Here is a 23,352-nt window from a genome sequence, read left to right as displayed (position 1 = left end):
TAAAATCCTCTTTTAATTTTAGATTTTTTTTGTATAATGCCTTTATGAGTGATAAAACAAAGTTTAGCATTGATGAGATATGGTATGCTCTCGAAAGTGGTGATATAGGTGTATGGTTTTGGGATAATTCCACAGGTAAGGTTTTATGGTCTGATCATGCCTATAGGATGTTGGGTTACTATCCAAATGAATTTGAAATGTCATACGAAAAATGGGTGGAGCTTTTACATCCGGAAGATATTGAGTATGTCCAATTATCTTTAGCCAAACAAATGGAAATAAAAAAATCTTTTACTATTGATTTTAGATTAATAGCTAAGGATGGTAGCTACAAATGGATCAGAGGTTCGGGAAAAGTCATTAAATATGCTGATGACGGTTCTATGTTGTATCTTATGGGAACACATATAGATATTACTGAGAAAAAAAATGCAGAAATACTACTCCAAGAAAAGCTTTATCTACTCGAAGAGGCAGAGAAGATTGCAAAAATTGGTTCATGGGAACTTGATATTAAAAATAACAAGCTGTTTTGGTCAAATGAAATTTATGATATTTTTGAAATAGATAAGCAGGAATTCGGAGCATCCTATGATGCCTTTATTTCGACTGTTCACCCTGATGATAGGGAAAAGGTTAATGATGCATATTGGGAATCTGTTAGAATGAAAAAGAGTTATCAGGTGGAACACAGACTTTTGATGTCTGATGGTAGAATTAAATACGTTATAGAAAGGGGGAAAACTTTTTACAATAAAGATGGAGAGCCTATAAGAAGCATAGGCACAGTTCAGGATATTACTGAAAAGGTTTTACTGGAGAAATCTGTAAAAGAGCAAGAGATAATTTTTAAATCAATATTTGATAGAGCACCCGTTGGTATCATATTTACCAATAAATTGGGAGATATCATTTTAATAAATGATTACCTTTTGGAGCTACTAGAACATAATTATCAGGATTTAAAAAATAAAAATATATCTGAAATTATATTTTCAGAAGATTACGAAAAAGAGCAAATTTTTATTCAGGGGATATTAAATAATGAAATAGATTACTATAGAATCGAAAATAGATACGTAAAAAGAGATGGATCGTTGATCTGGATGGATTCAAATAGATCATCCCTGAAAGATGAAGATGGTAATATAAAAAACTTAATAAGTGTTGTTGTCAACATAAATGATAAAAAAATTGCCGAGCAGGAGATTATCAAGGCAAAAGAGGAGGCAGAAAGAGCAAATCAGGCAAAATCTACTTTTCTTGCCAACATGTCTCATGAAATCAGAACTCCATTAAATGGCATAATAGGTATTTCCCAACTTCTCATAAAAGAAAATCTTCCTAAACATATGTTAGAGTATGTGAAACATCTAAATATGGCTTCACATCATCTCCTCGATATCATTAATGACATTCTGGATTTTTCCAGAATCGAAAGTGGTGAAATTAAGATTCTAAACGATATCTTTTCGTTGAAAGATACTATAGATGAAGTAATTAAAGTGCTTTATTATAGAGCTAAAGAAAAAAAAATCGAGTTTACCGTTTTTATAGATCCATTAATACCTGCAAAGATTATCGGTGACCCTTTAAGGGTTAAACAGATTCTAATAAACCTATTGGGAAACGCCATTAAGTTTACAGAAATCGGTTATGTTTCTCTGGATGTTTTTATAAAAAATTCAACAGAAAACTGTGTAGAAATTTTATTTGTAATTAAAGACACAGGTATAGGTATAAATGATGATAAAAAGCAAAAGCTATTTACTCCATTCTTTCAAGGGGATCAATCGGTAACAAAAAAATATGGCGGTACAGGACTTGGGTTGACCATAGTAAAAAGATTATTAGATGTGATGAATGGTAATATAAATTTCGTCTCAGAACCCGGTAAAGGCACAACTTTTTATGTTACTTTGAAGTTTGGGATTGATGACTCTTCTGGATTATTCTATAATGAAAAAATTACCAATCTAAATGTTCTCTTTATTTCTGATTTATCATTATTTTCTCAAAATATACTTAAAATTTTAGAATCTCTTAAATTTAAAGTAACAGTTTTTGATGAAACGTTCAGTTTTGAAAATAGTAAGATAGATATCGTATTTGCTGTTCATTCAACAAAAAATGAAGAGATTATCAATAATGTATTCAAACTGTTTGAATCAAGTAGGGCTATCATTATTACAAATCTAAGCAAACTAGAGGCCCAAAAGATATTTACAAAAAAGCCATTCATTATGGAAAAACCAGTCTTACCTTCTGATATATTCAATGCCGTAACAAAAATTTTATTTAAAGAAGATTTAGCTAAAGAAGAAAAATATTTAAAAAATTCTGATTTTCCAATTCAAGATTTACACGCTTTGATAGTGGAGGACAATGTAATCAATCAGATAGTATTACAAAATATGTTGAAACAGTTTAATATTTCATCTGATTTTGCCAATGATGGTCTTGAAGCAGTAAATTTGGCAAAAAAGAAAAAATACGATATTGTTTTTATGGATATTCAGATGCCAAACATGGATGGTTATGAGGCCACAAGGCAGATAAGAATGATACCCGATTATGTTGACATACCTATCATTGCCGTAAGTGCACATGCTTTTAAAGCTGATGCTGATAAATCAATTGAAGCAGGGATGAATGATCATCTCACCAAACCTGTTTCCATGAATGAGCTTTTTAAAACTATTTCAAAGTGGGTTAAATTAAAATATACCTTTTCAAATGAACCAAAGACAGATTCTGTTTCAGAGATTCCATTTTTAGATTTCCAGGATTTGAAGATGAGGGGAAGTGATCCAGAGAATATAAAATTTCTTGTCAATCTATTTGTCGAAGAAATAAATCGTGATATTCCAATCATCAAACAGTGTATACAAGAAAATGAAATAGAAAAGTTACAAAAGATTATCCACAAACATAAAGGGGCATCCGGCAATATCAGTCTTGTGGATATACATAAAAATCTTGTGGAAATAGATAAACTGCTCAAAGCAAAAACAGAACCTAAAATGATCAAAAATCTATTTGATAAATTTTTTGATCAAATAGACATATTGAATAGTTATAAAGAAACGTTGGAAGGTTCGAGAAAAGAGATCGTATCTTTTAAAAAAATCTCAAAAGATGATATTGAGGAATTAACAAAATTACTTTTGGATAATAATTTAAAAGCAATTGAGAAATATGAAGATATGAAATATGGCTTATCCTCGGTGGATGGTCTTTTGACAAATCAGCTGGGTTTAGCTATTTCAAATCTAAATTTTACAGAAGCTTTCATGATATTAGATGAACTTAAGAAAAAGGGTCTTTTATGAATAGTAATAATGAACATAAAGGTAAAATTTTAATTATTGATGATTCCGTTTCCAACATACAACTGATTAATGGAGTTTTAAAAGATGATTACGAAATTTTTTTCAGTACAAACGGGGTTAGTGGAATAAAAAAAGTTTATGAAACCTCTCCCGATCTAATATTACTGGATGTTGTAATGCCGGATATGGATGGATATGAAGTTTTAACAAAACTCAAATCAGATATATTAACAAGAGAAATTCCGGTTATTTTCATTACAGCACTCGATTCCGTAGAACAAGAGGTTAAAGGTCTTGAGGCTGGTGCAGTTGATTATATCACCAAACCGATTATAGGTGCAATTTTAAAAGCAAGAGTAGCTACTCATATTGAGCTGAAAAAGCAGAGGGATTACTTAAAAAAACTTGCAATGATAGATGGTCTTACAGGAATTGCCAACAAGAGAAGATTTAATGAATATTTAGAAAAATGGTATAAAATATCATTGAGAAAAAAAATGTATCTGTCTATATTCGTGATTGATATAGACTATTTTAAATTGTATAATGATACCTACGGTCATCTTGCGGGAGATGATTGTTTGAAATCTATTGCTTGTGCGATAAAAGATTCTCTAAAAAGACCTTATGATCTGGTGGCGAGATTTGGTGGAGAAGAATTTGCCTGTGTTATACCAGAAACATCTTATGATGATGCTTTAATGATCGCTGGTAGAATTAAAAGCAATATATCTAATCTAAGATTAGAGCATAAAGCATCTACCGTTTCACCTTATGTTACTGTAAGTATTGGTGGTGTATATGGAATACCAACTGAAATGGATGAACATTTTAAAATGCTCGAAAGAGCAGATGAAGCATTATACAAAGCAAAACAATTTGGAAGGAACCAGATTGTGATTGAAAAAATCTAATCTTTAAAAATCAAATATAGGGATAATTTATGTTGAGGATATTGTTAATATTATTAGTTTTTTTTAATATCTTATACGCCAGTGATAACCAGACTAACTTAATAGATGATCTATCATATTTAGAGTATATCGATAATATTACTAAAGTTTTAAAATCCAGGCACAACGTTCCGGAAGAATTCAGTAAATCGATACTATTATCTTTAAAAATCGATAATGCAACCATTGAAAAAATTACTACCCCGAAGGAAGCTTTAATATGGGGAAGATACAAAAAAATCTTTATCACCGAAAAACGATTATCCGATGCCAAACTGTTTTTTGAGGAACATAAAGATCTTTTAAATAAAATAGAAAAAGAGTTTAACGTTGATAAAGAGATAATAGTGGCTCTGGTGGCTATAGAATCAAATTTTGGTAAATATAAACCGGTACATAATGTGGGGGATGCGTTATTTACTCTTGCCAGAGGGTATCCTCCCAGAAGCTCATTTTTTACGAAAGAGCTAATAAGTTATATTTTACTGAGATATTTGGACAAAACCTATGACAACAATACATTAAAGGGCTCTTACGCTGGTGCCATTGGTCTGCCTCAGTTTATGCCATCAAGTATATTGAATTACGGTATTGATTATAACAGCGATTGTCGAGTGGATCTTGTGAATGATTGGCAGGATGTTTTCGCAAGTATAGCAAACTATCTAAAACTCAACGGCTGGATCTATAAAGATATAGTTGCTGAGCAGATTAGGCCTGAAGATATAAATTTATTTCTACCATATCTTAATCAATCCCAAATCATTGATTTAGAAAAATTAGGATACCTCCAATCAAAAAACAGAAAAGCCACAGTTAGAAAATTTGAGAATGAGAATGACTTTGAGCTTTGGTTAACATATAAAAATTATGATGTAATAAAAACTTACAACAGAAGTGATAACTATGCTCTTACAGCATATCTCATTTATAAAAGTTTACTTCAATGATGTCGTATTGCCCAGTTTTACTTGACATTGTCTATTATTTAAATATAATAACCCGTTAAACAAAAAACAGAAAATGGAGGAATGTTATGGCACAGATGAGAACATTAAAAAAACTTACAAAGTTAAAAAAAATTAGAGATCATGGATTCAGAGCGAGAAAATCCACAAAAGGTGGAAGGAATGTTTTAAAAAGAAGAAGAGCTAAAGGTAGGAAAAGATTGGCACTGTAGAAAAAAATGAGCGTTTCCCTAAAGAGGTAAGATTAAGGAAACAACTTGAGTTTAAATACCTATTTAAAAAAGGTAAAAAGATATATTTTAGATACTTTTGCATATTTTATATCAAAGGTTCAGGTAGAGTCGGTTTAGTAGTTGGTAAAAAAGTTAGTAAAAATTCAGCTGATAGAAACCTCATAAAGAGAAGGTTAAGGCATATATACAGGACTAACAAAGAGATTTTTAAAAATCTTGATTTAGTCATTCTTGCCCTACCTTCTTCTTTGAAGGCCACATATTGGGAATTGTTGGATGATATTACACAAAATGTTAAAAAAATTAATGATAGAGATGATTAATTTTTATCAGATAGCTATATCCCCATTCTTGGGCAATAATTGCAGATTTTATCCGTCTTGTTCTGCCTATGCAAAGGAAGCTATAGAGAAAAAAGGGGTTTTCAAAGGGATTTTATTATCCATCTGGCGTATACTAAGGTGCAACCCTTTTAATAAAGGTGGCATCGACCATGTTAAATAATATCACATATCGGAGGATATCTTAATGGACAAAAGAACAGTATTAGCTGTGGCGATAAGTATAATAATCTTACTTGCATATCAATTTTTCTTCGCACCAGCACCAATGCCTGTGGCTCAGGATAACTCTGCCACATTATCTAAAGAGAAAGACAATGTTGCTTCTAAATCTGAAGTGAAGACAATATCAAATATTACGACAAAAAGTAAATCTATTGAAGTTGAAAAAGTATCAAACGGTTTTGTGGAAATCTATTTTGATAAGCATTCAGGAAATATAAACAAGGTTTCAGTGGTAAAATATCGTGATAAAAAACTGCCGATTGTTACATTTAAAAATGATAATGATAACTACATGAAGGTCTTGGATGGATATGGTGATAATTATAGCATGGAGATAAAAGAGATTGATGGTAAAAAGATTGTAATTTTTTCTGCTCTTCAAAATAATATAGGGATAACTAAAACTTATACTATAGGGAAAGAAGGTTATCTAATAGATCTAAATTTAAAGGTTTCAAACAATTCTGATCAGACTATTAAACTTGATGGTAGTATAGATATCGGCCCAGGTTTTGGGGAAGGTTTCGAAAAAAGCAGTTACATATTTGAAGGCCCAATAATTTATAATGGGGAAAAGAGGGAAGAGGTAGCTCCAGGAAAGGTCAAGGATACTGTCAAGCTTGATGCTCCCAAATGGATAGGTTATACTACAAAGTATTATCTTTTTGCTGCAATTGATGGTAATCTTGAATTGGGCAAAATAGAAAAAATGGGTGAAAGCGCCATTGTAAAAGGTGTAAAACAGATTATTTTGAATCCCAAATCCACCTCCGATACTAAATTTAATATATACGTGGGGCCTAAGGAGTATGATCTTTTGAAAAGTTTCAACCTTGGATTGGAGAATAGTATAGATTTTGGCTGGTTTAAATTTCTTGCGGTACCCATGCTAAAATTTATGCTTTTTATCTATAGTTTTACTAAAAACTACGGTGTGGCTATAATCATTCTTACAATTATAGTCAAGCTTCTAACCTACCCTCTTACAATAAAAAGTATGACATCTATGAAGAAGATGCAACAGATTCAGCCTAAGTTAATGGAAATAAAAGAAAAATTCAAGAATGACCCCCAAAAGATGAATACTGCAATGATGGAGCTTTATAGGAAACATGGCGTGAATCCTATGGGGGGCTGTTTACCTATGATAATTCAAATACCTATATTTTTCGCACTCTATAAAGCACTTCTGGTATCTGTGGAATTGAAAGGTTCACCTTTTATATTCTGGATTACAGATCTATCTGATAAGGATCCATATTATATAACCCCTATTATAATGGGTATTACGATGTTTATCCAACAGAAGATGACCCCATCCACAATGGATCCAATGCAACAGAAGATATTTCTGATGATGCCTGTGATATTTACATTTCTATTTCTCAACTTCCCTTCTGGTCTTGTAATTTATTGGCTTACAAACAATATTCTTTCTATTATTCAACAGTACTATATTAATAAAAAGCTTACATGAGGTTTAAATATGAAGTATTATGAGATAGAATGTTACGATATAGATGAAGGGATTTCTAAGTTTCTCAATGAAAATAAAATTCCAAGAGAATTTATCACTTATGAAGTGATTGAGCAGGGATCAAAAGGTATCCTGGGTTTTGGAAAAAAACAATCAAAAGTAATGATAAAATTTGATGAATTTGAGTATGTAAAGAGAAGGACAAAAGTGATCCTTCATGAAATTCTTGAGAAATCAGGGTTTTCAGAATTTCAAGTTGAAATAATAGAAGATAAACCCAAATATATATTCAATATAATATCACCGGACTCAAAGCTACTTGTGGGTAAATTTGCCCAAACTCTTAATGCGCTTCAAGAATTGGTGGATAGACTGATAAATATTGAAAATTACCCTGAGGTGGAAATAGTTGTTGATGTGGAGGGTTATCGAGAAAGAGTTACAAAACACTTAGCTGAAAAAGCTTTAGCGGCAGCTGAAACGGTAAAAAAGACTGGAAAAGTTCAGAAACTTCCCCCTATGATAACAATTATAAGAAAAGATATCCATAAGATAGTAAACGATATTGAAGGGGTAAAGACAGAGAGTTCCGGTACGGGAGATATTAAAACAATTTTTATAGTTCCTGCAAAAAATAATAACCGCAAAAGGGGGAATAGATGATTAAATTTTTTACTTTCATAATACTGGCATATGTAGCTTATAAGCTTTTTACAAGAAGTAATAAAAATTCTGAAGTGGAAGCTAAATCTTCAGATCCTTCAAATAATCCTGTGGAGCTGGTAAAAGATCCAACATGCGGGACATTTGTGGAAAGAACAACGAATTTCAAAGTGAAGTACTATGACAATATCTACTACTTTTGTTCAGAAGATTGTAGACAAAAATTCATAGAAAAAATAAAATCTGAGGGGTAATTATTGTATGAAAATATTTCTTGACACTGCCAATATCGATGAAATAAAAAAAGCCGTTGATCTGGGGATAATAGATGGAGTAACCACAAATCCAACCCTTGTATCAAAAGAAAAAAAAGATTTTAAAAAGCTCGTTAAAGAGATTTGTGAAATTGTGAAGGCTCCGGTAAGTGCCGAGGTTATTTCGCTGGATGCTGAAGGGATGTATAAAGAGGGGCTTGAACTATCCTCCATAAGTGAACATGTGGTTGTTAAGATACCATTTACTCCAGAAGGGCTTGTGGCCACCCGCAAACTTACAGAAAAAGATGTGAATGTTAATATGACGTTAATTTTTTCATTAAATCAGGCTCTGCTCGCATGTAAATCAGGGGCAAGATATATTAGCCCTTTTGTTGGCAGGCTTGATGACATCGGACACAACGGTTTTGAGCTCGCTAAAAATTGTCAGGAAATGATCTTATCTTACGGGTTTGACTGTGAAGTGATAGCTGCAAGTATAAGACATCCACAACATGTAATCGAAACCATCAAGAATAATATCGATATAGCTACCCTACCCTTTTCTATACTCATTCAGATGATGAAACATCCACTCACAGATATAGGTATAGAAAAATTTTTAGAGGACTGGAAAAAGGCTAATAGTTAGAACTATCAATACAGGGTGGTTCAGTCCACCCTATTTTTTTAGAATCTGTTGTAATGAATCCTTTCGGGCTTGAATCTATCCACTTCAAACCCCTTTTTATCAGAATACCCAACCGCTATAACGGCCAGGGGTATTATATTTGGTGGTAGTTTGAAATATTCCATAAAATCCCTGACCCTTTCTTCGGTTGGGTAGATACCGCACCATACAGTTTGCAAATCCAATGCTGGCGCTGCTGTAAGAATATTCATTATCGCTGCAGAGCAATCCTGCACCCAATAACCTTTATATTTTTCAAGTGAAACATCTCCTAAAACAATTAGACCAATAGGTGCCTGATAAAGCATTTTGGCATATGGGTGCATATCAGCAATATCTTTCTTCACTTTTACATCATCCACAACTATAAAATGCCATGGCTGTTCATTCCCAGCGGAAGGAGCGCACATCGCCAGTTTTAATAATTCATCAATCTTCTCTTTCTCTACAGGTCTATCATAAAAAGAACGGATGCTTCTTCTCGTTTTTATAGCGGTGATTACATCCATAATTTTACCCCCTTAAAATTTAGTCTACTATAGATCTATCTTATTGTATACTTTTTTTGATATCCGACAGGATAGATTTTAATTCTTCTTTAATTTCTAAAAGTTTCTCTTCTGCTGTTTTTTCTTTAAGCTTTTTTTTGGCACCTTCAATTGTCAATTTTTCTTCATAAAGCAGGTATTTAATTTTATTTAATAAATCTATATGATTGGAAGTGTAATATCTCTGGTTTGAACTTAATTTTAAAGGTCTTAATTGATGAAACTCTTTTTCCCAGAATCTGACTATAGAAGGTTTGAGGCCTGTAATTTCACAGACCTCCCCTATCTTATAGTAAATCTTATTTTGCATTAACCTCTTCTTTTAAAAGCCTGCTTGGTTTAAAAGAAACCACCGTCCTTGCTTCAATAACTTTTTCTTCACCTGTTTTTGGATTTCTACCAATTCTTCTACCTCTAGTTTTAACCTCAAAACTACCAAAACCGGAGATTTTTACATTGTTTTTGCTGAGAATCTCATCTTTTATTTTACTGAAAACTGAATCCACAACCTTGTAGATATCCTTTTTTGAGATTCCCAGAGTTTCATAAATTATATCAACTATATCAGCTTTAGTCATAATTACCCCCTTTATTTACTGCTATATTAAGAAAAATATAATTGATTGTCAATACCTAAGATTTATCTACCCTGATTTTTTTATTGTTTAACTTAGTTTTGACCAAAAATTGAGATATTTCTGATTCAGAATTGAAATAAGTGATTTCTACTTTATAAACAGTAACTTCTTCCATTTTAGAAGTAACTATACCTTTTAGGGAATTCTCTCGTAAAAAAGATACAGCTTCATCTTTGCTATAGAAATACCCAAGAAAGTTTACAGGCTTATTACCAATATAAAGATCTGATTTTTCGGCATATTTATAAGCTTTGTAAACCACAAGTTTTATCTTTCCCTTCTCAGTACTAATATAAGAAAGATTTGTATCTTTTAGTGCTAATTTTATCTTTTCAATTTCCCCAGGGTAGCAATCTTCTATTACAAGGTTATATCTATACTGTTTTATATCATCTTTTTTCTGAGTAGATTTTGCTTCCGTTTTATTATCAGATTTTACATTTTTTGGAAAATTAGAGAGTTCAGAATTGTTAGCTAATCTATTTTTCTCTTCTTCAAATACTATTTCACCAATTGGTTTAAAATCACTTAATTCGTTGTATGATTCTACTTCTTTATGTATATTGTCTGTAGATTTCGGTTTTTGACCTTTTTCATTATGAGAAAGGGTTGTTTTTTTAGCAGCTATCTGTTTTTCTATAACTTTTGTCTGATAATAAAAATATACTAGAATTACTGAAGAAAGTAATAATACTGTACCTAAAACAACAGATAATACTAATATCAGTTTTTTACGATTGTTTTGCGTAGGTTTTTGTTCTTTTGGTTCTTCTTCAGATATTTCTATCGAATCATACTCTTCTTCTTTATATTCAATTTCACCGTGAGTTATTTGATAGATTTCTGAGAAGCTTTTATCTAAAAATCTTAGAAGATTTAATTTTATCATAATTAAATATAAAGGGAGGTTTCCCTCCCTTTTTTTACTCTTCCTCTTCCTCTTGTTGTACCTTTTTATTTTCAGCAATCACTTTTTCTGCAAGATAACTTGGTAGCTCCTCGTAATGGCTGAATTCTATAGTAAAAGTTCCTCTGCCACCGGTTATACTCCTTAAATCAGGAGCATATTTTAACACTTCTGCCATTGGCACCTGAGCCCTGATATGTTGACCATTGACCTGTGGTTCAACGTTTATGATTTTTCCTCTTCTGGAATTGAGATCACCAATGACTGCACCTGTGGTATCATCTGGTACAAAAACATCAAGATTCATAATAGGCTCTAATATTGTTGGTGAAGCAGCTGCAGCCACTTTTTTGAAAGCAAGGGAAGCTGCGATCTTAAAAGCCATTTCAGAGGAGTCTACGGAATGGTAAGATCCATCGTATAAAATAGCTTTAAAGTCTACAGTGGGGAATCCAGCCAGAACACCCTTCATACTTGCTTCCCTCAAACCTTTTTCTACAGCAGGGATATACTGTTTTGGTACAACCCCACCCACAATTCTATCTTCAAAAACAAATCCGGCACCCCTTTCAAGAGGTTGTAGCTCTATCCACACATCACCATATTGACCTCTACCACCAGACTGCTTTTTGTATTTCCCCTGCCCCTGGGCACTCTTTTTAATAGTTTCTTTATAGGGTACCTTAGGTGTTTTAAGCTCTACTTCCACGTTAAACTTTTTTTTCAATTTATCAACAATCACTTCAATATGCATCTGACCTGCACCACTTAAAAGCAGTTCATTTGTCTGTTCGTCTCTGGTTAACCTTATGCCGATATCCTCCTCCATAAGTCTGTGAAGACCAGAGCTCACCTTATCTTCGTCATCTTTAGATTTTGGAACAAGAGAAAAAGCTAATACAGGCTCCGGAATCTGCACCGGCTCAAAAACAACAGTTGATTTTTTATTTTTTGAAAGTGTATCAAAAGTTTCTGTGTATTTAAGCTTATTGACCATCCCTATTTGACCTGCTATCAACCTGTCAACCTTCACAAAGTTTTTCCCCTGCAAAAGGTAGAGTTGGTTTATTTTTTCAGTTTCATCCTTATTTATATTGTAAATTTCTGAATCGTTAGTTATTTCTCCAGAATAAACCCTGAAAATAGTTAATTTTCCTGCAAATGGGTCTATAAATGTTTTAAATACAAAAGCCCTAAATTCCGGATCAAGTGGATCCACAAATACTGTTTCGCCTGTCTTTTGATCAATCGCCTTTTTTCTTTCCCTTTCAATAGGTGATGGCAGATATTTGATTATAGCCTCCAGAAGCAATTTGCTTCCAATATTTTTAACTGCAGAACCTGGTATAACAGGGAAAAATCTTTTAGAAATGGTACCTTCTCTTATACCTTTTACTATCTCTTCTTCAGTAAATTCCTCTCCATCTAAATATTTCTCTATTAACGCATCATCGAGCTCGCTAATTGCCTCTATCAACTTTGTTCTATGAGATTCAGCCTCTGATAAAAGCTCTGCTGGTATCTCTTCTATTTTATAATTGGCTGTTGGTTCTTGAGGGTAAATATATGCTTTCATTTTAACAAGATCTATAATACCTCTAAAGCTCTCTTCCTGTCCAATTGGTAAGAATATTGGAAGTGGTCTTACTTTGAATGTTTTTTCTATATCGGCAAGAGCCCTAAAAAAGTCGGCTCTTTCTTTATCCATCTTATTTACGAAGATGATTTTAGCAAGATCGTATTCATCAGCGTACTTCCAGACCCTTTCAGTTTCCACTTTTACACCTGTAATAGCACTGGCCACGACAACGGCTCCACCAACTGCCGAAACAGCAGACTTGGTTTCATGAAGGAAATTTGCATAACCTGGAGTGTCCACAATATTTATTAGTGTATTATTCCACTCTATTGAGGTAATTTTCAGATTTATTGAGATCTTTCTTTCAATCTCAACGGGATCGAAATCCATCAAACTCGTCCCATTGTCTACACTACCGATTCGGTTGTTTACTTTGGCATTAAAAAGAATTGTGTCTACCAGACTTGTTTTACCCGCACCACCATGAGAAATAAATGCAACATTGCGGATATTTCTAATATCACTTACATTCATACAGGCCCCCTAACAAAAATTTTAGTTAATTTTAACAGATAAAATGAAAAATTCAAGGATTTTATTTAACAACGAGTCATAAGAAAGATATTTTGGGATTAAAAAGTGCCCAAAGGGGGACTCGAACCCCCACAGGTGTTACCCCACAGGATCCTGAATCCTGCGTGTCTACCAATTCCACCATTTGGGCAGCTAATATGTTTTCTTTATTTTCAATAACTTGTATCATTTTTATCCTTAAATGTCAAGAATAAATTCCCAAATGTAGCTTTAGCAATAAATTATATAGCATCATTAAACAACTAAAATATAACCTAGCTAAATTTTAACTTCAAATTAACAATTGTAAGAGATCTAAATTTATAGATTTTATTTGACAATGATAACTTATTCTATTATGATTAGAAAAAATACACAATGTGAGGTTTTTCTGATTCGTAGTTTTTTAAATAACAGCTTCTTGGGAGATCGTGTAATGAAATTTTTGATTTTAAAGCTTTTGGTGTTGTCAACAGTTCTTTTATTATTTCTTAATATCAATTTACTAATTGCTAAAGATTCAATAACCGTAGTAATTGACAGCAATTATCCACCATACAGTTATATGGACGAAAATGGAGATCTTGTTGGATTTAGTATCGATTTATGGAGAGAATTCGAAGAAAAAACAGGTATCAAGGTAAGAATTATCGGTAAAGATTGGAATATTGCCCAGAAAGAGATGGAAGAAGGTAAATATGATATTATAGATACATTATTTAAAAATCCAGTAAGGGAAAAGATATATACATTTTCAAAACCTTATGAAGATGTAGATACACACATCTTTTACCATAAAAATATCACTGGTATTGCTGAAAATAGCAATCTTAAAGGGTTTCAGATTGCAACCAAAAAAGGTGGAGCAACTGTTCAGTTTTTAAAAGGTAACGGTTTTCCTAATATTAAAGAATATGAATCCGATGAGGAAATGATTAAAGCTGCCAGCAAAGGTGAGGTGGTAGCCTTTGCGATTGGTAAAAATACAGGTTACTACTTTTTATATAAGTATAAGATTCAAAATAATTTTAAAATCGTACCAAAACCCCTCTTCTCAAATAAATTGTATAGAGCAGCTCTGAAGAAAAATGAGAATTTGATAAATATTATAAATACCGGAATGGACAAAATCAGTAATAAAGAGCTTGAAGATTTAAAGGAGAAATGGTTTGGGGTTTATCAGTTAAAAGAGTTTAATTATAAGATACTCGTTTATGCCATAATTTTGCTAACAATTGGACTTTTTATCTTATTTATAATAAATTTTTTTCTCAATAAAGTTATAAAGAATAGAAATAAACAATTAGAAATGGAGAGAATAAAGTTTTTAAGCATATTTGACAACGCGGATCATATGATAGCTCTTCTGGATAAAGATGGATATGTAATTGAAGCTAATAAAATTACCCTTGAAACAATGAAGATTACAAAAGATCAGATAAATATGATGCATCTTTCAACACTACCTCTTTTTGTCCATTCAAAACCTCTATCTGAAAAAATGAATTTAGGAATAGAGTATGTAAATCAAAATAGACATACAGCCAAAACAGATATTACAATAATTGATACAGATGGTAATGAAAAATCATTTTCTTTATCCCTGACACCAATACTTATGGATAATGATATCAGATATATAATAGCGGAAGGTAAAGATATCTCTGACTTTATAAAAATGACTAAGGAGCTTGAACAATACAAGGCATCGAAAAATCTCGAAATGCTCGTATCTGGGCTTGCGCACGATTTCAATAACTTATTGGCAGGCATAAGTAATTATTTAATAATCATAAAAGATAAAAATAAAGATCCCGAAATAGAACTTCTTTTAGAAAGAACCTTATCTGCCTACAAAAGGGCTGCAAACCTTGTAAAACAGATTTTATCATTCTCCAAAGGTATTCAACTTACTTATAGCGATGTGGATATAGCTGATTTGATAAGACAATCTTTAAACTTAAATACTGCCGGTAAAAACATTAAAACAAATTTAATAGATAATTTTAATAAAAATATAAAGTGTGATCCAAATTTAATTTCTGAAGTATTTGACAATATTATAATAAATGCCATACAATCCACTACAGACAATGGAAAATTAGATATCTTATTAGAACCTTATAAAATAGATGACATTGATTTTGCTTCAATAAAGATCAAAGATAACGGTTGTGGTATACCAAAAGATAAAATTGATAAGATTTTTCAACCACTCTACACTACAAAGTCCAAAGGCAGTGGATTAGGTCTCTACATGGTAAAATTGATAGTTGAAAAACATGGTGGTATGATTAAAGTAGAATCTGAGGAGGGTAAAGGGACAACCTTCCAGATTATACTACCAGCATGATTAATTAGTTATAAAAAGTATAAAAAAATATAATTAAAAAAGCCGCCCAAAGGCGGCTGAATATTAAAGATATTTGTACTTTTCTTGAAGTTTACGGACAAGCTTTTGCTGCTTTCTTTTTGCCTTGAGGATTTTTCTTCTTTTTACCTCGGTAGGCTTTTCGTAGTAAGCATGCTTTTTGATTTCCCTGACAAGCCCTTCCCTTTCTACTTTTTTCTTAAGTAATTTCAGGGCATGGTCAACATTTTCACCATCAACTTTTACTACAGCATTAATAGCCAACTTAAATCACCCCATTTTTATTTTATTTTTTCAAAGTTAAATCTGCAACATGGTCTATATCTTCAACAAAATAGACCTGAATTTTATTCATAACTTCTTTTGGTATTTCTGTCAAGTCTTTTTTGTTTTCAAATGGTAAGATTATTTTATTTATTCCAGAACGAACGGCTGCGAGGACCTTCTCTTTTATACCACCTACGGGTAGTATTTTCCCTCGCAGTATTATTTCACCAGTCATAGCATAGCTATTATCCACCGGAATACCTGAAAATATAGAAAGCAATGCAATTGTAATTGTAATGCCTGCAGATGGCCCGTCTTTTGGGACTGCTCCTTCAGGCACATGTATATGAATATCGTATTCCTTGAATTTATAAGAAGGTATCTGATATTTGTCGGATCTACTTTTAACAACACTCAACGCTATATTGACAGATTCCTTCATCACATCCCCAAGATGTCCGGTAATTATTAATTTTCCATTTCCTGGCAATAATGCCACTTCAATTTGTAAAATATCACCACCATATGGAGTCCAGGCCAGTCCGGTGGATACGCCAATCTCCTTATTTTGTTTGGCAGTATCAAAAAGATATTTATGAGGCCCTAAATATTTTTCCACTATTTTTTGATTTATATTGATACTTTCAATATTTTTTCTTAAAATCTCCCTGATACCTTTTCTAATGATTGAGGCAATCTCCCTTTCAAGGTTTCTTACACCTGCCTCTTTTGTGTAATGTCTTATGATATCCAGAATAGCACCATCGGTTATCTTGATCTTACCCTGGGCATTGTGTATCTTTAGCTGCTTTGGTATGATAAAATCCTTTGCAATATGCAACTTTTCAAGCTCAGTATACCCTGATATGTTTATAACCTCCATTCTATCCCTTAGAGGATGGGGGATGGTGTCCAATCTGTTTGCTGTGGTAATAAAGAATACTTTCGATAGATCGAGGTCTACTTCAAGATAATGATCCACAAAATTGATATTTTGCTCCGGATCAAGTGCTTCCAGAAGAGCAGATGCAGGATCTCCTCTGAAATCGCTACTTAATTTATCTATCTCATCAAGGAGAAATACAGGGTTCATGCTTCCAGCTTTTTTTATCCCATGCACTATCTTGCCTGGTAGTGCACCTATATACGTTCTTCTGTGGCCTCTTATCTCTGCTTCATCTCTCAAACCACCAAGACTAACCCTCACAAATTTTCTACCCAGTGATTCTGCTATAGATTTGGCAAGTGAGGTTTTTCCAACACCAGGAGGTCCAACAAAACAGATGATCGGACCTTTCAGGTCATTTGCCAGCTGTTTTACTGCAAGAAATTCAATTATCCTTTCTTTTACCTTTTCCAGACCAAAATGATCTCTATTTAAAATCTTTTCCGCTTCATAAAGATCATTTTTATCATCGGTATAAATACCCCACGGAATACTAACAAGCCAATCAAGATAATTCCTCGATACTGTACTTTCTGCACTCACCACAGGCATAGATCTTAGTTTCTTAAGCTCTTTTAGTGCTTTTTCTTTGATGGGTTGTGGCATAAGTGAATTATTTATTTTAGATTCGAGCTCATTGTATTCTGCGTAATAATCTTCATCTCTGCCAAGCTCTTTATTAATAACCTTCAATTGTTCATTTAAAAAATACTCTTTTTGATTTTTGAGCATCTGATTTTTTACCTGAGCTTTTATCTTTTCGTCTAATTTAAAAAGCTCCATTTCCAGTTGAAGATGCTCTATGATCTTTTCTATCTTGGATTCAATTGTTTCTGCTTCTAAGATTTCCTGAACATCTTCCATTTTGGTAAAACAGTGAATAGTAATTGTGTATACCTGTTTTTTGATATCTTCAAGTCCCAATATAGCCTTATAAAGCTCAGCTGGTACTCTATTTGTTGTTTTTACAAACTTTTTGAAAGTATCAAGTAAAGACTCAACCATGTAATGAAAAAGCTTGTTTTCCGAATAGCTATCTTCCACCTCTTCAACTTCCACAAATAGAGCATCCTTGGTGTTTATAAAATTTACAATCTTCCCCCTTTTGATACCCTCAAGAAGAACTTTATAAGATCCATCCTGCAGTCTTAATAATTGCAATACTTTGGCTATTACACCCACTTGATAGATATCTTCAAAAGTGGGATTTTCAATCTCAGAATTCTTTTGTAGAGATATGAAAACATTCTGGGATGAATCTTCAGCTATTTTAAATGCATTTATAGATTTTTCTCTACCAATATATACTGCATTCACAGTATAGGGAAGCAAAACAGCTTCCCTTAATGGTATCAATGGATATTGACGAATATCAGACATCTTTATTTAGGCAATATCTTTTTCTTTTTTATATATATAAAGAGGATCTGCTTTTTCCATCACAGTCTCCTCGGTAATAACGCATTCAACCACATCTTTCATCGAAGGGATCTTAAACATGATATCTGTCATTATCTCCTCAATTATAGCTCTTAACCCTCTTGCACCAGTTTTTCTCTCAATAGCTTTTTTTACAATACTTCTCAAAGCACCGTCGGTAAAGGTAAGCTCAACGTTGTCCATTCTAAAAAGCTCTTTGTATTGCTTAACTATAGAGTTCTTCGGCTCAACTAAAATCTTCACCAGTGCATCTTCGTCAAGATCGTCGAGAACAGCAACCACAGGTAGTCTTCCCACCAACTCCGGAATAAGACCATATTTTATAAGATCATCCGGCTGAACAAATTTCAATATATCAGATTTTGACATTTCATTGACAGATTTCCTATCTTCATTACTTTTAAAGCCTAATGATTTCTTACCAATTCTTTGTTTAATAATCTCTGTAAGCCCCTCAAAGGCTCCACCACATATAAAAAGTATATTCGTGGTATCCACCTGAATAAACTCCTGATTTGGGTGTTTTCTACCTCCCTGGGGTGGAACGTTTGCTATTGTGCCTTCGACGATTTTAAGCAATGCCTGCTGAACACCTTCTCCACTAACATCCCTTGTTATGGAAACATTTTCGGATTTTCTGGATATCTTATCTATCTCATCCAGGAATACTATACCCCTCTGGGCTTTCTCCACATCAAAATCAGCCGCCTGAAGTAGCCTTAAAATAATATGCTCCACATCCTCACCCACATATCCTGCTTCGGTAAGTGTGGTGGCATCAGAGATGGCAAATGGAACATTAAGGGTCTTGGCAAGAGTCCTCGCCAACAATGTCTTACCTGTCCCTGTGGCTCCTATTAGAAGTATGTTTGATTTTTCTATTTCTATATCATTCTTTGTTTTGTAAAAGATCCTTTTATAATGATTATACACCGCCACACTGAGGGTTTTTTTTGCGTCATCCTGTCCTATAACGTATTGATCCAAAACTTCTTTAATTTTATCAGGAGTTTTTAATTTAAGTTCTTTATCATCTTTTGATTCGGTAGTTGCTTCATCTTTTAGTATGTCATCGCATATTCTCACACATTCATCACATATATATACATCTACACCAGCAATAAGCTTGTTTACCTCATCTTGATGTCTGCCACAAAATGAGCAATACATACCATCTTTCTTTTTTTTCATAAGATACCTCATTTAATAACTATAATTCTAAAAAATAATCTTTTAGAATAATTTTTCAAGCTCTCTTTTCAATAACCTCATCAATTAGCCCATAAGCTTTAGCTTCTTCGGCACTCATGAAAAAGTCTCTATCACAGTCAGCATCTATCTGCTCAATAGGTTTGGATGTCCTTTCAGCTAATATCTCATTGATCTTGCTTTTGAGTCTCAATATCTCTTTGGCCTGAATCTCTATATCTTTGGCCTGCCCCTGAAAACCACCCAATGGCTGATGAATCATTATTCTCGTGTTTGGCAGGGCAAATCTTTTCCCTTTTGCACCACAAGCTAATAATACAGCCCCCATACTTGCCGCCTGACCTATGCATATAGTAGATACATCAGGCTTGATATAGTTCATCGTATCGAATATGGCAAGGCCACTTGTTATTACTCCACCAGGGCTGTTGATGTAAAGATATATGTCTTTTTTTGGATCTTCCGCCTCAAGAAAAAGCATCTGAGCAACAACACTGTTTGCCACCGTGTCATCTATGGCAGTTCCTAAAAAAATTATTCTATCTTTCAAAAGACGAGAATATATGTCGTAAACTCTTTCCCCTCTACCTGTTTGCTCTATAACGTAAGGGATGTAATAACTCATATTTTACCTCTATCTTATTTTAATTTTTCTCTCTCCCTGAGCTCTTTTAAAGTAATCTTTTTATCTGTTATATTGTTTACTGAGCAGAGAAAATCGTAAATCTTATCCACCAGTACATTGTTTTTTATAGTGTTTATCGTACCATTTTTTATAGCAAGATCTTTGTATTCTTCAGGTGTCATCTTTAATGCTTCTGCATACTCGGCAATCTTTTTGTCTAAATCTTCATCTGTGACTGTAATCTTCTCCTTTTCTGCGATAGCATTAAGAAGTATTGCACCTTTAGTTTGAAGTATAGCCTGCTCTTTATACTGATCCTTAATTTTATCAGGATCAAAATTCAATGTCTTGGGATCTATACCATATGCCCTGCAATAGTTTTTTATGGCTCTGTCGGCAAGATTTCTACTTTGTTCATCGATCATCGATTGAGGAAGATCAAATGGATTTTCTTCAACAAGTTTTTTTATCAGGATATCATAAAAATTTTCTTTATTTACAATCTCGGTCTCATCCATTATATCTTTTCTGATAGTTTCGATAAGCTTTTCAAGATTATCCACATTAGGATCGACCGTTGTGGCAAACTCATCATTTAAATCAGGTAATTTTTTATTTTTTATTTCATTAATCGTAACAGTAAAAGTAACCTCCTGGCCTGCAAGATCAGCAGCATGGTAATCTTCCGGGAAGGTGACAACTATATCTTTAGTTTCACCCTTTTTCATACCAATAATTCCGCTTTCAAATCCAGGTATAAAGGTGTTGCTACCTATTTCAAGCGTATGATTTTTTGCACTTCCACCCTCAAAAACTTCACCATTTTTCTTACCAATAAAATCTATAACAACCCTGTCCCCTTCTTTTACTTCAGCACCTTCAGGGGCGACTTCCCATACTGCATGTTGCTCTCTTAAATTTTCAAGCACTTCGTTTATATCATCTTCAGTAACAACCCTGATTTCCCTTTCAAAATCGAAACCTTTATAATTTTTTAAATCCACTGAAGGATAAACATCAATATAAACTTTAAAGGAGATGGGTTTATAATCCTCAAATACAACGTCTTTTACCATAGGTATATTAAGAGGAACAACCCCAGACTCTTTGATAGCCTTGCTAATTGCTTCATTGATGGTTTCTTCAAGAGCCTGAACACTTAATTTATGTTTAAATTCTTTTCTAACCATATCTTTTGGTGCCTTACCCACCCTAAAACCAGGGAGCTTTACTGTTGGCATAATCTTTGATAATTGTTTCTCAAATGCCTCAGTGTAAGTTTCATAAGGCAATTCGATTTCTAATAACTTCTGAGAATTTTCTGCGTCTGTTAAATTAAACTTCATTGTTTACCCCTTTTTTCGAATGTTTTTACCTGTATCATATTATCTAACAAGAATAGATTTTATAATTTGTTAATGGTATAAAGTCAAGAACTTTTTGATTTTTATGGATTTAATAAAAATAAAAAAAAGCGGGGAAAACCCCCGCTATTATTTTTCAATATTGATCTTGATTGCTTTAGGTTTGACCTCTTCCTGTTTGGGAAGCGTAATCTCTAGAACACCATTTTTGAAAGAAGCTTTTACATCCTCAATCTTAATAGGTTTCGGAATAGAAATGTGTCTAATAAACGATCCTGAAAAACGCTCTTTGTGGTAGTAGTTTTCCTTTTCATCCACTTTCTCCTCTTCCTTCTTACCTTTGATACTCAAGATACCATTTTCAAAGTGGACTTCTATATCATTTTCAGTGAAACCTGGTACATCAACCACGACCCTGAATGATTCATCATTTTCAGATAAATCAAGTTTTGGCATGAATGAAGTTGTGGCAAGATCTTTTGAAGAGAAGAATCTGCTAAAAATTTTGTTAATTTCATCCTGAAGGGTAGAAAGCTCATTTAAAGTAGATGGAAAAGATGGTTTGAACCTCTCCAACATATTACACCTCCTACCTTGTTATTTTCTGTATAAATTAATTTATAACTTTATAAAAAATTTTCAATTGCCATTTATACATTTTTGTAATTTAATGGTATATAATCACAAAAAGGCTCCTCTTTCATGTAAGATCCATCCACCGCATATGCCCTGGCTCTACACCCACCACATACACCTAAATATTTACACACTCCACATTTCCCTTCATAAGCCTTAAAATTTCTCAAATCTGCAAAAAGCTTAGAGTTATACCAAATATCCTTTAGCTTTTCTTTAAATACATTCCCTGCAGGAAATGGGAAATATGAGCAAGGATACACATCCCCTTCAGAATTTACAAAACATATCGTCTGTCCGGCAATGCAGCCTTTACCTCCACCTGTTGAAAATGTAAGACTACGCCTGTCAGTATCTCTTCCTTCCTGTTTACTTCTTTCATGCCAAATTCTATAATACTGAGGTGCACATGTAGGGCGGACAAGGATCTCATTTTCATCCCTTTCCATTTCGTAATGCCAGTTTAATATCTTTTCATAATCTTCCTTGCTAACAAGCTCATTCATTATCTCTTCCCCTCTACCAGTGGGGACAATTAAGAACATATACCATGCTGTTGCCCCTAAAGATTTTGCAAGCTTATATGTATTTTCTATATCCTGCTGATTCCTTTTGGTGAATGAGGAATTTATTATAAATTGTATGTTGTATTTTTTAAATAGAGATACTGCATTCATTACACCATCAAAAGCACCCGACTGACCTCTAAAATCATCATGAATCTCTTTTGTAGAGCCATCAAGACTTAATGAGACAATCTTTATCCCTGATTCTTTTATTTTTACACAAACCTCATCATTTACCAAAACACCATTTGTTGCCATGCACATACGAAAACCTTTTTCTGTGCCGTAGTTTGCAATGTCAAAAAGATCTTTTCTTAAAAGAGGTTCTCCTCCAGAAAGTACAATAACAGGTTTGGCAAACTCCGAAATATCATCCATCAACCTATAACATTTTTCTAGAGTAAATTTCCCTTCCGGAGAATGAATATCCGATGAAGACCTGCAATGTACACATTTAAGATTGCATTTAGAGGTAATTTCCCATGCCATCCATTTTAATTCCCACTTGTTTTCCATAGTATCTCCACAAATTTTTTTAAAATATGT

23 protein-coding genes and 1 tRNA gene are annotated in these 23,352 nt (G+C 33.2%); 11 read left to right on the top strand and 13 right to left on the bottom strand.

Annotated features, from left to right (window positions below; translation table 11 throughout):
* Positions 1 to 44: 44 nt before the first annotated feature.
* From ACP5Q2_RS03095 to fsa, 10 genes are all read left to right on the top strand, one after another.
* Positions 45 to 3,332, top strand: coding sequence for a PAS domain-containing protein (locus ACP5Q2_RS03095; protein ID WP_428097115.1), 3,288 nt, complete (start codon positions 45 to 47; stop codon positions 3,330 to 3,332).
* On the top strand, positions 3,329 to 4,246 hold the full coding sequence (locus ACP5Q2_RS03090; protein ID WP_428097112.1) for a diguanylate cyclase: 918 nt from the start codon (positions 3,329 to 3,331) through the stop codon (positions 4,244 to 4,246). Before ACP5Q2_RS03095 ends, ACP5Q2_RS03090 begins: the two co-directional genes overlap by 4 nt.
* A gap of 29 nt (positions 4,247 to 4,275) precedes the next feature.
* Positions 4,276 to 5,235: a lytic murein transglycosylase gene (locus ACP5Q2_RS03085; RefSeq protein WP_424605644.1), complete on the top strand. Its 960-nt coding sequence runs from the start codon at positions 4,276 to 4,278 to the stop codon at positions 5,233 to 5,235.
* Between the two features lie 95 nt (positions 5,236 to 5,330).
* Positions 5,331 to 5,465 (top strand): 50S ribosomal protein L34, encoded by a 135-nt coding sequence (rpmH, locus tag ACP5Q2_RS03080; RefSeq protein WP_041724223.1) that lies wholly within the window; start codon positions 5,331 to 5,333, stop codon positions 5,463 to 5,465.
* Positions 5,453 to 5,809, top strand: a complete 357-nt coding sequence (gene rnpA / locus ACP5Q2_RS03075) for a ribonuclease P protein component (protein WP_428097368.1) — start codon at positions 5,453 to 5,455, stop codon at positions 5,807 to 5,809. Before rpmH ends, rnpA begins: the two co-directional genes overlap by 13 nt.
* Positions 5,763 to 5,990, top strand: coding sequence for a membrane protein insertion efficiency factor YidD (yidD, locus tag ACP5Q2_RS03070; RefSeq protein WP_428097109.1), 228 nt, complete (start codon positions 5,763 to 5,765; stop codon positions 5,988 to 5,990). The genes rnpA and yidD overlap by 47 nt, the downstream gene beginning before the upstream one ends.
* Before the next feature lie 24 nt (positions 5,991 to 6,014).
* On the top strand, positions 6,015 to 7,529 hold the full coding sequence (gene yidC / locus ACP5Q2_RS03065) for a membrane protein insertase YidC (RefSeq protein WP_428097106.1): 1,515 nt from the start codon (positions 6,015 to 6,017) through the stop codon (positions 7,527 to 7,529).
* A 9-nt stretch (positions 7,530 to 7,538) separates the two neighbouring features.
* Entirely contained in the window at positions 7,539 to 8,192 is a 654-nt protein-coding gene (locus ACP5Q2_RS03060) for a protein jag (protein WP_424605646.1), read from the top strand.
* On the top strand, positions 8,189 to 8,446 hold the full coding sequence (locus tag ACP5Q2_RS03055; protein ID WP_424605647.1) for a YHS domain-containing protein: 258 nt from the start codon (positions 8,189 to 8,191) through the stop codon (positions 8,444 to 8,446). Before ACP5Q2_RS03060 ends, ACP5Q2_RS03055 begins: the two co-directional genes overlap by 4 nt.
* A 7-nt stretch (positions 8,447 to 8,453) precedes the next feature.
* Positions 8,454 to 9,098 (top strand): fructose-6-phosphate aldolase, encoded by a 645-nt coding sequence (gene fsa / locus ACP5Q2_RS03050; RefSeq protein WP_424605648.1) that lies wholly within the window; start codon positions 8,454 to 8,456, stop codon positions 9,096 to 9,098.
* Between the two features lie 38 nt (positions 9,099 to 9,136).
* Here fsa and ACP5Q2_RS03045 read toward each other — a convergent pair whose 3' ends face one another.
* From ACP5Q2_RS03045 to ACP5Q2_RS03020, 6 genes are all read right to left on the bottom strand, one after another.
* Positions 9,137 to 9,646 (bottom strand): nitroreductase family protein, encoded by a 510-nt coding sequence (locus ACP5Q2_RS03045; protein ID WP_424605649.1) that lies wholly within the window; start codon positions 9,644 to 9,646, stop codon positions 9,137 to 9,139.
* 40 nt (positions 9,647 to 9,686) lie between these two features.
* Positions 9,687 to 9,995: a MerR family transcriptional regulator gene (locus ACP5Q2_RS03040; RefSeq protein WP_424605650.1), complete on the bottom strand. Its 309-nt coding sequence runs from the start codon at positions 9,993 to 9,995 to the stop codon at positions 9,687 to 9,689.
* Positions 9,985 to 10,263, bottom strand: coding sequence for an integration host factor subunit alpha (locus tag ACP5Q2_RS03035; RefSeq protein ID WP_424605651.1), 279 nt, complete (start codon positions 10,261 to 10,263; stop codon positions 9,985 to 9,987). The genes ACP5Q2_RS03040 and ACP5Q2_RS03035 overlap by 11 nt, the downstream gene beginning before the upstream one ends.
* Positions 10,264 to 10,318: 55 nt before the next feature.
* Complete coding sequence (locus ACP5Q2_RS03030; RefSeq protein WP_424605652.1) at positions 10,319 to 11,212, bottom strand: hypothetical protein; 894 nt, start codon at positions 11,210 to 11,212, stop codon at positions 10,319 to 10,321.
* Positions 11,213 to 11,246: 34 nt separating this feature from the next.
* The gene (gene fusA / locus ACP5Q2_RS03025) at positions 11,247 to 13,343 is read right to left on the bottom strand and encodes an elongation factor G (RefSeq protein WP_428097098.1); all 2,097 of its coding nucleotides are present in this window, start codon (positions 13,341 to 13,343) and stop codon (positions 11,247 to 11,249) included.
* Between the two features lie 106 nt (positions 13,344 to 13,449).
* Positions 13,450 to 13,533: transfer RNA gene (locus tag ACP5Q2_RS03020), tRNA-Leu, on the bottom strand.
* A 285-nt stretch (positions 13,534 to 13,818) separates the two neighbouring features.
* On the opposite strand from ACP5Q2_RS03020, the gene ACP5Q2_RS03015 reads away from it, so the two are divergent.
* Positions 13,819 to 15,735 carry a transporter substrate-binding domain-containing protein gene (locus ACP5Q2_RS03015; protein WP_428097096.1) on the top strand — a complete coding sequence of 639 codons (1,917 nt, stop codon included), beginning with the start codon at positions 13,819 to 13,821 and terminating at the stop codon, positions 15,733 to 15,735.
* Between the two features lie 63 nt (positions 15,736 to 15,798).
* On the opposite strand, the gene rpsU is transcribed toward ACP5Q2_RS03015, so the two are convergent.
* From rpsU to ACP5Q2_RS02980, 7 genes are all read right to left on the bottom strand, one after another.
* Positions 15,799 to 16,017, bottom strand: coding sequence for a 30S ribosomal protein S21 (gene rpsU / locus ACP5Q2_RS03010; RefSeq protein WP_428097093.1), 219 nt, complete (start codon positions 16,015 to 16,017; stop codon positions 15,799 to 15,801).
* Positions 16,018 to 16,039: 22 nt separating this feature from the next.
* Positions 16,040 to 18,346, bottom strand: a complete 2,307-nt coding sequence (gene lon, locus ACP5Q2_RS03005; protein WP_428097090.1) for an endopeptidase La — start codon at positions 18,344 to 18,346, stop codon at positions 16,040 to 16,042.
* A gap of 6 nt (positions 18,347 to 18,352) precedes the next feature.
* Positions 18,353 to 19,597, bottom strand: a complete 1,245-nt coding sequence (clpX, locus tag ACP5Q2_RS03000; RefSeq protein ID WP_424605657.1) for an ATP-dependent Clp protease ATP-binding subunit ClpX — start codon at positions 19,595 to 19,597, stop codon at positions 18,353 to 18,355.
* 55 nt (positions 19,598 to 19,652) lie between these two features.
* A complete protein-coding gene (gene clpP, locus ACP5Q2_RS02995) occupies positions 19,653 to 20,240 on the bottom strand; it encodes an ATP-dependent Clp endopeptidase proteolytic subunit ClpP (protein ID WP_424605658.1) in 588 nt (195 codons plus the stop codon).
* A 14-nt stretch (positions 20,241 to 20,254) separates the two neighbouring features.
* Positions 20,255 to 21,586 carry a trigger factor gene (gene tig / locus ACP5Q2_RS02990; RefSeq protein WP_428097086.1) on the bottom strand — a complete coding sequence of 444 codons (1,332 nt, stop codon included), beginning with the start codon at positions 21,584 to 21,586 and terminating at the stop codon, positions 20,255 to 20,257.
* Between the two features lie 147 nt (positions 21,587 to 21,733).
* Positions 21,734 to 22,183 carry an Hsp20/alpha crystallin family protein gene (locus ACP5Q2_RS02985; protein ID WP_424605660.1) on the bottom strand — a complete coding sequence of 150 codons (450 nt, stop codon included), beginning with the start codon at positions 22,181 to 22,183 and terminating at the stop codon, positions 21,734 to 21,736.
* A gap of 71 nt (positions 22,184 to 22,254) precedes the next feature.
* On the bottom strand, positions 22,255 to 23,322 hold the full coding sequence (locus ACP5Q2_RS02980; RefSeq protein WP_428097083.1) for a radical SAM protein: 1,068 nt from the start codon (positions 23,320 to 23,322) through the stop codon (positions 22,255 to 22,257).
* Between the last annotated feature and the right edge of the window lie 30 nt (positions 23,323 to 23,352).

The organism is Calditerrivibrio sp., assembly GCF_049968475.1.
GTDB classification, from domain to species: Bacteria; Chrysiogenota; Deferribacteres; order Deferribacterales; family Calditerrivibrionaceae; genus Calditerrivibrio; species Calditerrivibrio nitroreducens_A.
The sequence above is the reverse complement of the archived record's forward strand: the minus strand, read 5'-3'. Positions and strand labels throughout refer to the sequence as shown.